This window comes from Trichloromonas sp., assembly GCF_041583255.1.
Lineage (GTDB): Bacteria > Desulfobacterota > Desulfuromonadia > Desulfuromonadales > Trichloromonadaceae > Trichloromonas.
Window position 1 is genome coordinate 1 of record NZ_JBFHGD010000099.1, and the last position, 12,220, is coordinate 12,220.

Annotated in this window: 8 protein-coding genes; 6 read left to right on the top strand and 2 right to left on the bottom strand. The window is 61.7% G+C overall.

Translation table 11 applies throughout. From position 1 onward, the window contains the following. Window positions 1-531 precede the first annotated feature (531 nt). The 5 genes from ABYV89_RS09430 to ABYV89_RS09450 all read left to right on the top strand — a co-directional run bounded on the left by ABYV89_RS09430 (window position 532) and on the right by ABYV89_RS09450 (window position 9,316). Entirely contained in the window at window positions 532-2,310 is a 1,779-nt protein-coding gene (locus ABYV89_RS09430; protein WP_432822701.1) for a methyl-accepting chemotaxis protein, read from the top strand. A 1-nt stretch (window position 2,311) separates the two neighbouring features. After that, window positions 2,312-4,417: a hybrid sensor histidine kinase/response regulator gene (locus ABYV89_RS09435; protein WP_432822702.1), complete on the top strand. Its 2,106-nt coding sequence runs from the start codon at window positions 2,312-2,314 to the stop codon at window positions 4,415-4,417. A gap of 8 nt (window positions 4,418-4,425) precedes the next feature. Beyond that, window positions 4,426-5,463, top strand: a complete 1,038-nt coding sequence (cheB, locus tag ABYV89_RS09440; protein ID WP_432822703.1) for a chemotaxis-specific protein-glutamate methyltransferase CheB — start codon at window positions 4,426-4,428, stop codon at window positions 5,461-5,463. Between the two features lie 92 nt (window positions 5,464-5,555). Further along, window positions 5,556-7,037, top strand: coding sequence for a cysteine--tRNA ligase (gene cysS, locus ABYV89_RS09445; RefSeq protein ID WP_432822704.1), 1,482 nt, complete (start codon window positions 5,556-5,558; stop codon window positions 7,035-7,037). Window positions 7,038-7,267: 230 nt separating this feature from the next. After that, window positions 7,268-9,316, top strand: coding sequence for an OmpA family protein (locus tag ABYV89_RS09450; RefSeq protein ID WP_432822705.1), 2,049 nt, complete (start codon window positions 7,268-7,270; stop codon window positions 9,314-9,316). A gap of 233 nt (window positions 9,317-9,549) precedes the next feature. Here the strand turns inward: ABYV89_RS09450 and ABYV89_RS09455 are convergent, their stop codons facing one another. Together ABYV89_RS09455 and ABYV89_RS09460 are read right to left on the bottom strand one after the other, a co-directional pair. After that, complete coding sequence (locus ABYV89_RS09455) at window positions 9,550-10,452, bottom strand: nucleotidyl transferase AbiEii/AbiGii toxin family protein (RefSeq protein ID WP_432822708.1); 903 nt, start codon at window positions 10,450-10,452, stop codon at window positions 9,550-9,552. A gap of 2 nt (window positions 10,453-10,454) precedes the next feature. Beyond that, on the bottom strand, window positions 10,455-11,048 hold the full coding sequence (locus tag ABYV89_RS09460; RefSeq protein WP_432822706.1) for a type IV toxin-antitoxin system AbiEi family antitoxin domain-containing protein: 594 nt from the start codon (window positions 11,046-11,048) through the stop codon (window positions 10,455-10,457). Window positions 11,049-11,447: 399 nt separating this feature from the next. Here ABYV89_RS09460 and ABYV89_RS09465 point away from each other — a divergent pair. After that, window positions 11,448-12,220, top strand: a 773-nt coding sequence (locus ABYV89_RS09465; protein WP_432822707.1) for a DEAD/DEAH box helicase family protein, incomplete at its 3' end; no start/stop codon positions are given.

Sequence of the window (12,220 nt, forward strand, 5' to 3'; positions counted from 1 at the left end):
ATTCATTCAGTTGAGTAAAGTACATAGTCAGAATCTATTTTTGCCACGGTCAGAATCTGTGAAAATCTGTTACGGCAAAAGCTGCAGGGATTTGACCCGGGGTTTAACAACAGGCCTTGACAGACTTTCACCGCGGCTAATCAGGCTTTTGATCTCAGGGGCTAAATCTATTTTTGCCGCGGTCAGAATCTGTGAAAATCTGTTACGGCAAAAGCGCAAGGCTCTTGGACTGGGGTTTAACAACAGACCTTGACAGACTTTCACCGCGGCTAATCAGGTTTTTGATCTCAGGGTCTAAATCTATTTTTGCCGCGGTCAGAATCTGTCAAAATCTGATACGGCAAAAGCTGCAGGGCCTTGACCCGGGGTTTAACAACAGACCTTGACAGACATTCACCGCGGCTGATCAGGAACACGAATCACCGCACCTTGAGCTTTCATCTGCATGTATCAGAGCGGATCATCTGAGGTCAGTTGCGTGCGGACGGGTAATCCGCTTCGCCCCTGTTTTGCATTGGAAAAGGAGAAACCATGGTGACCTGGATAAAAAACAGCATCTCGGTGAAAATCTGCATCTCGCTGATCGTCGTGCTGGCGCTGATCATGGGGGCGTTCACCTACCTCTTCGTGGAGCGGCGGGCAGAGTCGCTCAAGGAGATCATGTTCACCAAGGCCCGGGTCATCGCCCTGGTCGGGGCCAGCAGCATGGTCACCCTGCTCGAGGATGCCATCGACAGCGGCCGCTTCACCCGCGAACAGGTCTTCGACCGGAATTACCAGCCGATCACCGAAGGGCCGCTGGCCGGCGCCGCCATCCCCAAGTACTCGACGGCCTACGACGCCTACCTCGACGGCAAGATCCGCACGATTCAGGATACCATTCTTGAAGAAGACAATATGGTGGTCTTTGCCGTGCTGGTTGATCGCAACGGCTACCTGCCGACCCACCACAGCATCTATTCCCAGCCGTTGACCGGCGACGCAGTCAAAGACCGGGACTGGAACCGGACCAAGCGCATGTTCACCGACCCGGCCGGGCTGGCGGCGGCCCGCTACACCGGCAGCGACGGCAACAAGGTGCTGCGGCAGGTATATCAGCGGGATACCGGCGAAACCATGTGGGACATCACCGCCCCGGTTTATGTCAAGGGGGAGCACTGGGGCGGTTTCCGGGTCGGCCTGTCGATCCGTGAAACCGAAGAGGCCATCGCCATGCTGCGCAACACCGTCGTCATGTGGATGGCGCTGCTGCTGGCGGTCGCCTCGGTCACCATCTACCTGGTGGTCATGCGGGTGACCCGCCCGCTGAAACAGCTGACCCGGGTGGCCGACCGGATTGCCGACGGCCGCCTCGACGAAACGATCGAGATCGACTCCCATGACGAACTCGGCCAGCTGGCCAGGGCCTTCAACAAGATGACCCAGGTCATCGTCAAGAACCTGCGCAGCGAAATCGACAAGAGCAACCGGCTGATGTTCGGGCTCAAGGAGGCGGTCCAGCAGCTCTCGACCAGCGCCAACGAGATCATGGCCATTTCGGCCCAGCAGTCGAGCTGCGCTAACCAGCAAGCTTCGGCGGTGCAGGAGGCGAGTACCACGTCGTTGGAGATTGCTGCCACCGCCAAGCAGGTGGCCGAGAACGCCCGCCGGGTCGAAGCCCAGGCCGAGAACGCCAGCACCGCCAGCGGCAACGGCATGAAGGCGGTGGAAACCGCGGTCGCCGGGATGGGCCGGCTCAAGGGGCAGGTGCAGGTTCTGGCCGAGGCGATGGTCGAACTGGGGGAGAATTCGCAGAAGATCGGCGGCATCGTTGACATCATCGACGAAATTTCCGACCAGACCAACCTGCTCGCCCTTAACGCCGCCATCGAGGCGGCCGGCGCCGGCGAGGCCGGCAAGCGTTTTTCCATCGTGGCCAGGGAAGTCAAGCGGCTGGCCGAGCGCACCGTCGACGCCACCGCCCAGATCAAGGGGCTGATCGAGGAGATCCAGAAAGCGACCAACTCGAGCATTATGCTCACCGAGGAGGGGAGCAAGGGGGTCGATTCGGCCAGCGCCCTGGTGGCCGACATTGCCGAGGCCCTGAAAAAGATCATCGCCGTGGTCCAGGATACCACCCTGGCCGCCCGGGAAATCAAGCTCTCGACCCAGCAGCAGACCACCGCCAGCGAGCAGATGGCCGAGACCACCGTCGAGGTCCGCGAGGTGGCCACCCAGGTCGCCGCCAGCGCCGAGGAGACGGCCCAGGCGATTACCGAACTGACCAGCCTGGCCGAGCGCCTGCGGGATCAGGTCGAGGCCGAGGGCTGAGGTGGATTCAAGCCGATACATAGGTATTTTCTGCCGCGAGGCCGAAGAGCACCTGCAGACGCTGCGCCAGGGGCTGATGGCGCTGGAGAAGCAGGGGGTCGACCCGGAGCGGATGCGTCCCCTGCTGCGCAGCGTCCACACCCTCAAGGGGTCGGCGCGCCTGCTCAACCTGGTCGATTTCAGCAGTCTCACCCATGCCATCGAAGACCAGCTCAAGGACCTCGAGCGGGGCGAGCGGCCGGTGACGGCCGAGTGGATCGACCTGCTGCTGGCGGCGACCGAGTCGCTGGCGAGCATGGTCGCCGCTGTCGCAGCGGGCAGCGAACCGGGCTTCGCGGTGGCCGAGGTGATTGCCGGGCTGGCCAGCGGCACCCTGGCCCCGCCTGCGGCGGAGCGTCCTTCGGCTGCCGCCGATGAGCCCAAGGCCGGCATCGAATCGGTGCGCACCAGCGTGGCCCAGATCGACCGCCTGGTCAACCTGCTCGGCGAGGTCTCCATCGTCCGCGAAGCCTTCACCGACCGCAGCAGCCGGCTGGGGGGGCTGCTGCGGCAGCTTGACCTGCTGCTGCCCGGGCTGCGGCAGAGCGAGGTGTACCCCCGGCTGCGGCAGCTGCGCGGCGACCTGCGGCAGCTGGCGACCGAGCTGGAGCGGGACGTCTTCTCCATCCAGTACCTGGCCGACGAGCTGCAGGGGGAGACGACGACATTGCGCATGCTCCCCCTTGCGGTCATTACCGGTGAACTCGAGGGGCTGCTGCGGAAAATGGCCCGGGAGCAGGGCAAGCAGGTCGACTTCGTGGTGAGCGGGGATGAGCAGGAGCTCGACCGCCGGATGCTCGAGTCGATCCGGCCGATGCTGGTGCACCTGCTGCGCAACGCCGTCGATCACGGCATCGAGACGGCCGCTGAGCGCAGCAGCGCCGGCAAGCCGGCGACCGGTCGGATCGAGCTGCGGGCCAGCTTCGAGGGGGGGGCGGTGCAGCTGGTCCTCTGCGACGACGGCCGCGGGCTGGATCCCGAGCTGCTGCGGCAGGTGGCGGTAAAGCGCCGCCTGCTCAGTCTTGAGGAGGCCCGCGCCCTGTCCGACGAGCAGGCGCTTTACCTGATTCTCAGGCCGGGCTTCAGCACCCGCGAGATCGTGACCGACCATTCGGGCCGGGGGATCGGCATGGACGTGGTCAAGACGACCATCGACCAGGTCAAGGGGAACCTGCAGATCCAGTCGTCGCCCGGCAAGGGGACGACCATCGTGCTGCAGTTTCCGCTGACCCTGGCCGTTATCAATGGCCTGATTGTTGCGTGTGAAGCAGAGACCTTCGTCGTGCCGCTGCATTACCTGGTGGAGATTCTACAGCTGGAAGCTGCCGATATCCTTACCGAAGGGGGGCGCGAAGTGGTTCGTGCCCGGGGCCTGACCATGCCGCTGGTCTCCCTGCAGGCGATCCTCGGGCTGTCGAAGCAGCGGAGTGTGCCGGTGAAATCGCGGTTTACCGCGCTGGTTCTCAACTTCCGCGGCCAGCTGCTGGCCTGCCAGGTCTCCCGCTCCCTCGGGGTGCAGGAGGTCGTGGTCAAGAACCTGGGCGATCAACTGCGCCAGGTCCGTTTTTTTACCGGGGCGACGGTTTTGCCGAGCGGCCAGCCGGCCCTGATCCTTTCGGTGGCCGGACTCTTCGGGGCCGGACTTGCGGCCGGCGCCACCCATCTGCAGCGTGACCTGGAAGCGCAGCAGGCCCGCGCTGTCAAGGGGCGGATCCTGGTGGTCGACGATTCGGTGACCACCCGCACCATGGAAAAGAACATCCTCGAAGCCCGGGGCTACCAGGTGACGGTGGCGGTTTCCGGGGAAGACGCCCTCGGCAAGCTGGCCACCCAGATCTTCGACCTGGTGGTCAGCGATGTCGAAATGCCCGGCATCAGCGGCTTCGAGCTGACCGAAAAGATTCGCGAGAATGAGCAGACCCGGGACCTGCCGGTGATCATCGTCACCTCCTTCGCCGCCGATGAGGACAAGCGGCGGGGGATTGCCGTCGGTGCCCAGGCCTATATCGTCAAGGGGAGTTTCGACCAGGGGCTGCTGCTGCAGGCGGTGGAAACCTTTATCGGGTAACAGGAACCATGATCCGCGTACTGATTGCCGACGACTCTGAACTGGTGCGCACCGTGCTCCGCGACCTGCTGACCCAGGATCCGGAAATCGAGGTGGTGGCCGAAGCCGGCAACGGCCGCCAGGCGGTGGCGGAGACCTGCCGACTGCGCCCCGACCTGGTGATCATGGACATCCTGATGCCGGAGATGGACGGGCTCACGGCGGTTTCGGAAATCATGGCCTGCTGTCCGACCCCGATCCTGGTGCTGTCGGCCAACCTGAACCCCGAGGAAAACCGGCATGCCTTCCAGGCCATCAACCGCGGCGCCCTCGACGTGATGGAAAAACCGGCCGGACTGGGCAGCGACCCTTTCGGGCCGATCGCCGCGAAGCTGGTTTCCGAAGTCAAATTTCTCGCCCGCATCCGGGTGGTTCGTCATTTTCGCCGCGGCCCGGCGCTGCCACAGGCGGTGCCGGAGGGCCCGCTGGTTGACGCGGGGGGGCGCGATCTCCTCGCCATCGGCGCCTCCACCGGCGGGCCGCGGGCGGTGCAGCAGCTGATGAAGGTTCTCGACCCGGCGAGCGGGGCCCGGGTGCTGATCGTGCAGCACATTGCCGGCGGTTTCGGCAGGGATTTCGCCGGCTGGCTCGACCGGGAAAGCCGCTTCAGCGTCCGTTTGGCCCGCCACGGCGACCGGCTCGAGCCGGGGCTGGCCCTGGTGGCCCCCGACGGTGTTCACCTGACCGTCGACGACGAACAGGTAAGGCTGGCGGCGGCGCCGCCGGTCAACAGCTGCCGCCCCTCGGTCGACGTGCTCTTCCGCTCCCTGGCCGCTTCGGCGCCGGTGGCGGCGCGGACGGTGGCGGTGCTGCTCACCGGCATGGGGCAGGACGGCGCCGAAGGGATGGCGGTCCTGCGCCGGCAGGGCGGCTTCACCATCGCCCAGGACGAAGCGTCGAGCACCATTTTCGGCATGCCCAAGGCGGCCATCGCCCTGGGCGGGGCACGACAGATCCTCTCCCTCGAAGCGCTGCCGGCGGCGCTGGCGAAATTGCTGCAGCGATAAATTCGCCCCAGGGCTTTTCAATTGCCGGTTGTCTGTGGTATTAAATCCGCTCAAAAACTTTTGCGAAAGCATCCTGATAGAAAGGCTTTTTCATGTCCCTGCGCGTTTACAACACCCTGAGCAGCCGTAAAGAGGATTTCAAGCCGCTGGTTCCGGGGAAGGTCGGGATGTACGTCTGTGGCGTTACCGTCTACGATTACTGCCACATCGGCCATGCCCGGGCCAACATCGTCTTCGATATCATCTATCGCTACCTCAAGTTTTCCGGTTTCGCCGTCAACTACGTCCGCAACTACACCGACGTCGATGACAAGATCATCAAGCGGGCCAACGAGCGGGGGATCGACAGCCAGGCGCTGGCCGAAGAATTCATCCGCGCCTTTGACCAGGACATGGCCGCCTTAGGTCTCGACCTCCCCACCTGCCAGCCCAAGGCGACCGAGCATATGGCCCAGATCATCGCCATCGTCGAGCGCCTGATCGAGCGGGGGATGGCCTATGAGTCGGCCGGCGACGTCTATTTCGCCGTCGAGAAGTTCCCCGGTTACCTCAAGCTGTCCAAGCGCAACATGGACGAGATGCGGGCCGGCGCCCGCATTGCGCCCGGCGAGCAGAAGCGCAACCCGATGGATTTCGCCCTCTGGAAGGCGGCCAAGCCCGGCGAGCCATCCTGGCAGTCGCCCTGGGGGCCGGGCCGGCCCGGCTGGCACATCGAGTGCTCGGCCATGAGCATGGAATACCTCGGCGAATCCTTCGACATTCACGGCGGCGGCAAGGACCTGGTCTTTCCCCACCATGAAAACGAGATCGCCCAGAGCGAGGGGGCCAACGGCAAGCCCTTCGTCAAATACTGGCTGCATAACGGCTTCGTCAACGTCAACCAGGAGAAGATGAGCAAGTCGCTGGGCAACTTTTTCACCATCCGCGACATCCTGGAGAAATACGACGCCGAGGTGGTGCGTTTCTTCATCCTCTCGGCCCACTACCGTTCGCCCATCGATTTTTCCGACCAGAACCTCGAAGACTCCAAGGCCGGCCTGTCCCGCTTCTACGAGGCCCTCAAGGCGGCCGACGAGACGCTGGCGGCCAATCCCCTGCAGAAAGGCGCCCCCTGCCGCGAGGTGACCCCGGAGATGCGCGAGATTCTCGACCGTATCGAGACCGTGGAGGACCGCTTCTGCGAAGCGATGGATGACGATTTCAACACCGCCCTGGCGATCGGCCACCTGTTCGACCTGGTGCGGGGGATGAACCGCATCGTGGCGGAAAAATCTTATGACGATTGCCCCCTGCTGCTGGTTGGGCTGAAAGACGCCCTCGGCCGGCTGCGCAAGCTCGGCGGCGTGCTCGGCCTGTTCGGGTCGGCGCCGACCGCCTGGCTCGACGGGCAGAAGAGCGCCGGCCTCGAAGGGTCCGGGCTCAGCCCCGAAGTGATCGAGGGGTTGATCGCCGAACGCCAGCAGGCGCGCAAAGACCGCAACTTCGCCCGCGCCGACCAGATCCGCGACGAGCTTGATGCCAAGGGGGTCATGCTGCTCGATGGCCCGCAGGGGACGAGCTGGAAGGTGAAATAAGCTCTCCTGGGCGGCAAAATAAATAAGATGAAGGGCGCAGAACCGATCAGCCGGGTTCTGCGCCCTTTTTTTATCCCTGCCGGTTGAAATGACGCCACCAGAGGCTCTCGGTTGAGTAAACGTTTTTTTGTGGTACGCTTAATGAGCTTTATTCTTTACCTGACCGATTCCGGTTTCATCCCTTACGGCACCCTGTTGACTTACCCTGACAATCTAGAAGAGGAGCGATCATGGCCAGATGGATGTTGGTTTTATTAATGGTGCTGCTTGGCTTTGGACAAGCTTTTGCCGCAGCGGAAAACTCCCTGCAGATCGAGTCGGTCAAGCCGGGGGCCATCGTGGCCATCGACAGGATTGTCAATGACGGCAAGGTGATTATCAGCGTCTCCGATGCCGGCAAGCAACCGGTTCTGGGCTTGGGTGTCGCGGATTTCACCATCACGCAGGACGGCAGAAAGGCCAATATTATTTCGGTGGAGTCCTTCGAGCAGAACCTGGATGTCCCGCGGCATATTGTCCTGGTGCTCGACAATTCCTTTTCGATGCAGGAACGCAATGCCGTCAAGCCGATTCTTGCGGCGATGGACGAACTGCTCAAGATCGTTCGTCCGATCGATCAGGTTTCCCTGGTGGTCTTCAGTGACCGGGAGACCCGCAAGGTGGGGGGCCGGAACCTGCATGTCCAGATCCTTCAGTCCAGCAGTCCATCCGAACTGAAGGGTTTCGTGAAGCAGGCCTACAGCGGCGGGCTGACATCGAAGACGGTGCTGCACGAGGGGATGCTGGCCGGACTCGACCTGGTCAGCCGGATGCCTGAAGGCGAGCCCAAGTTCATGGTGGTTTTCTCCGACGGCGAAGATCTGAACAGCGACGTCTCCGCTGATGAAGTCATCCAGGCCAGTTCGGGAACCAAGCGGTTCGCCGGCTATGCCATCGACTATATGCCGGGCCCCGGCGTCGATCCGTTGCTCGATGCCTTTGTCAACCGGAGCGGGGGGCAGGCCTGGAAAGCCAGGGCCGAGTCGAACCTGGTGCCGATCTTCCAGGCGGTGGCCTCCAGGCTGCAGTACAACTATGTGGCCAGCTACCTCTTCCCGACCCTCGGGAGCCTGGCGGTGGCGCCCGGCACTGTGACGGTCAAGGAGGTCAAGACGATCGAAGCCTCGCCGATGCTCGGTCATGTCTATTTCGCAACCGGGTCGAGCGAGATTCCCGGTTCTTATCTTCGCTTCTCCGATCGGGCCGGCACCGCAGGCTTTGCCGAATCGATGCTCCGCGGCACCCTTGAAAAGTATCGCCATGTGCTGAATATCGTCGGCAGCCGGATGGCCAAACATCCCGAATCAACGATTACCCTGGTCGGCTGCAATGCCAACTATGCTGAGGAAAAGGGCAATACGCAGCTCTCCGCCGCGCGCGCCCATGAGGTCAAGGTCTATCTGCAGACCTTCTGGGGGATTCCGGGCGACCGGATCCGGGTGGAAGCGCGCAATCTTCCGGAGCAGCCGAGTACCAGCCGGATTGAAGAAGGGCGGGCCGACAACCGGCGCGTGGAAATCCGCTCGGAAGCCCCGGCGCTCCTCGACCTGATCCGCAGTACCTACATCGACACCCGGATCGATAAGACGGCGTTGACCCTGCGGCCCACCGTCGACAGCGTGTACGGCATCGCCCGTTGGCACATCACGGCGACCGCTGCGGGAAAAGGCCTGGCCAATATCGCCGGGGAGGGCGCGCCGGCTAAAGAAATCCAGGTTCCGCTTACGATCAGCAATCTGAATGAACTGGCGACTTCCGGGGACATCAAGGTTCGCCTCGACCTGGAAGATCTGAAGGGGCAGCAGACGACCTTGGCTGCCGAGCCGGTGAAGGTTGATTTTATCCAGACCAGGCAGCAGATGGCCAGCAAGCAGGGCTACCAGGTTCAGGAGACGTACGCCCTGGTCCTGTTCGATTTTGACAGTAACGATGTTGACGCGCGCAACCAGCAGATCGTCCATCAGATTGTTGACCGCATCCGGGCGCTGCCCCAGGCGACCGTCGAGATCGTCGGGCATACCGACAATATCGGCAAGGAGGATTACAATGTCAAACTGTCCGAGCGGCGGGCGAAGGCGGTCTACAGCCTGCTGATGAGTGCCTACGGCGAAGATGCCGAAAACCGGATCCGTTACCGGGGCGTCGGCCCCTTTGACCCCTTGTATGACAACCTGTCGTCCGAGACCCGGGCCTTCAACCGGACGGTCACCATCACGCTCGATTACCTGGCGGCTGAATAAGGCCGGCTGAAGGAATTTAGCTAAAGGGCAAACTTTGCGGCTGCTTGTCGGCGTCCGGATCTCCGGGCGCCGACGTTTTTTTTGATGGGGGCGGATGCGGCCTCTCTGTCAGGGATGCGGATATCTTTTCCTACATTTCTGATGCATCACAGCAAGACCATATACGGATTGATTGAGCGGCCGGCATAAGTCTTGTGGGGAAAATCTGGGAAAAATGAGAATTTTTTGTCAGGTCATTGCCAGGGGCCCGGCGCTACCCAGTTTGCCGGAATCGCTACGCGGGAAGAGAGTGCTACGACAAGCGGTTCGATGAAATCTTTGATGGCATGCACAACATCAGCAAAGTTTTCAGGAATATGAGCTTGCCGAAGGCGTCTGTGAAACGCAGTCCACTGAATTTGTTTCATCATCACGAACTCATCCCTGAACGCCGTGACGATGCCGGGGAGTGCGGTCTCCCGTCTCTCGAAGGTAAGACGAATGGCCTCGGCCATATTATCCCCAGAGAAATCAAATTGCCGGGAGAGCAGCCAGATGTCGTAAAAATCCTTCATTCGACTGTTCAATTCACCGAGCTTCACCATCGCTTCAAACTTCTCGGCGATGGCACTTTCACGGCTGTAGCACAGCAGTCGTGGTCCAGGAGAATCCAGCAGGGTTGGTAAGTCTGACATTTCAGGCCCAGGAAATACAACATCGCCGAAACCGATATCGATCTGCATATGGATCCGGGCTGAATCCAATGTTCCTCGAAAGCGCACCCGGATGCCTTCATAGTCGGCGTCCTCGGTGATTCGCTCGGTCTGAAGGGAGGCCGGATCAAAGACAAGCCCGTCAGGCGCTACAGCAACCGCGATAATGTCACGGAACTGTGCAGCAATGATGCCTTCTTCATTGCTGGTTCTGCCGAGAAAGTCGATGTCCATGGTCGGACGCACCCCCGGGGACCGCCAGGCTCTCAGCATCAACGCACCCTTGAGAATAAAACGGTCAGCGTGAACGGATTGTGACAGTCGATACAGGAAGCGCTCCATCGCGTAATACTGAAGCAGCTCATTGAAGGGGCGCTGATCGATCCTGGCGCGGCTGAGCAGGCGATGCCGCACGGAGGAGGCCGTGTCCTTCGGGTTTTTCACGCTCACAGCAGAGCCTCCAGGTAGGGCTTCATCTGCTTGTCGACCCGGCAGACTTTGGCATATTTCAGTACTTCGTCCGGGCTGAATTGTTTGCGTGCCTTGTATGTTTTCAGGGCTTCCAGAACCACATCCATCCCGAGTTTGTTGCGAAACTTGAAGCAGTCCGCCAGGGTCTTTTCCGGGTTGTAAATTTTGACGGTCAGCCCATCGATCTGGTGCTCTTCGATCCCGGCATGGAACGCGGCCGCGGAAAACTTGTGCGCCCGGACCGGGGGGAAGTCGAGAGTCGGCATCCGCGAGTTTCGGGGAACGGCGACCGAAACCTCGTGGGGGATCTGCGTTGTGAGCTCGTGGTACGCCAGCGCGGAGACCAGGCAGATGACGGCGTTCGGGAACCGGAGACTCACCGTCACCAGATCAGGGTTTCCGATGGGCGGCAGTTCCGCCAGTCGATAGACCCCTCGCGTCACCTGTTCGATGAGACCCTTGTCCCGCAGGGAGTACAGCATGGTGCGGCTGATCCCCAGGGCCAGGGCCTCACTCATGCGCAGTTGGCCGCCCTGTTGGCGAAAGATTTCGAGAGGGGATTTTTTCATGGCAAGACATATTGCTCCCACATGAATATAAGTGGCTACATTTTGTCTTAATTCACGGTGGGGGGCAAGGAGAAAAATAAACAGGTGCAAGATGTTCCCGCTGAATAGCGCGGGCTTGTTCTGCCCGGGCACGGATGGTAGCCGAAGATTCACCGTCCATCGGGTCGGCCAGATATTTATGAGGCACCACGAAAGGGCTTTGGCTTACATTTCTGCTTCATTGTACCGGGTGCGGTGATTGATGATTGGCTTGCCACGGATGACCCGTCACGGCAGGTTCCTTCTCCCTTCTCCCTTCTCTCCGCCCTCTGCCCTCTGCCCTCTTCTCTCCGCCCTCCGCCCCCCGCCCCCCTCTCCGAAGTCTGGACCTTTGTCCTGCGCGCAGGTACAATAGGCTCCATGGCCAAATTCATCCTTAAATCCGACTACCAGCCCCGCGGCGACCAGCCCCAGGCGATCAAGGAACTGGTCGAGGGGATCGCCCGCGGCGACAGGCACCAGGTGCTGCTCGGGGTCACCGGCAGCGGCAAGACCTTCACCATGGCCAACGTGGTGGCCCAGCTGCAGCGGCCAACCCTGGTGCTGGCGCACAACAAGACCCTGGCCGCCCAGCTCTACGGCGAATTCAAGGAGCTCTTCCCCGACAACGCCGTCGAGTATTTCGTCAGCTATTACGACTACTACCAGCCGGAAGCCTACGTTCCCTCCACCGACACCTTCATCGAGAAGGATTCCTCCATCAACGAGGAGATCGACAAGCTGCGCCACAGCGCGACCCGCTCGCTGCTCTCAAGGCGCGACGTGCTGATCGTCGCATCGGTCTCCTGCATCTACGGGCTCGGTTCGCCGGAAGCCTATTTCGGCATGCTGGTCGCCCTGGAAGAAGGGCAGGAGCTTGATCGCAACGCCTTGCTCAAGCGGCTGGTCGAGATCCAGTACCAGCGCAACGACGTCGATTTTCACCGCGGCACCTTTCGCGTGCGCGGCGACACGGTGGAGATCTTCCCCGCCTACGAGGAGGACCGGGCGATCCGGGTCGAGTTCTTCGGCGACGAGATCGAGGCGGTCAGCGTGATCGACCCGATCCGCGGCAAGGTGACCGACCGCATCGGCCGCACCACCATCTTTCCGGCCAGCCACTACGTGGCGACCCGGCCGACCCTGGATCGGGC

Bases quoted from the DNA above. Each gene is read 5' to 3' on its own strand.
- ABYV89_RS09430 (WP_432822701.1), top strand. From the start codon at position 532: ATGGTGACCTGGATAAAAAACAGCATCTCGGTGAAAATCTGCATCTCG.
- cheB (WP_432822703.1), top strand. From the start codon at position 4,426: ATGATCCGCGTACTGATTGCCGACGACTCTGAACTGGTGCGCACCGTG.
- cysS (WP_432822704.1), top strand. From the start codon at position 5,556: ATGTCCCTGCGCGTTTACAACACCCTGAGCAGCCGTAAAGAGGATTTC.
- ABYV89_RS09450 (WP_432822705.1), top strand. From the start codon at position 7,268: ATGGCCAGATGGATGTTGGTTTTATTAATGGTGCTGCTTGGCTTTGGA.
- ABYV89_RS09460 (WP_432822706.1), bottom strand. From the start codon at position 11,048: ATGAAAAAATCCCCTCTCGAAATCTTTCGCCAACAGGGCGGCCAACTG.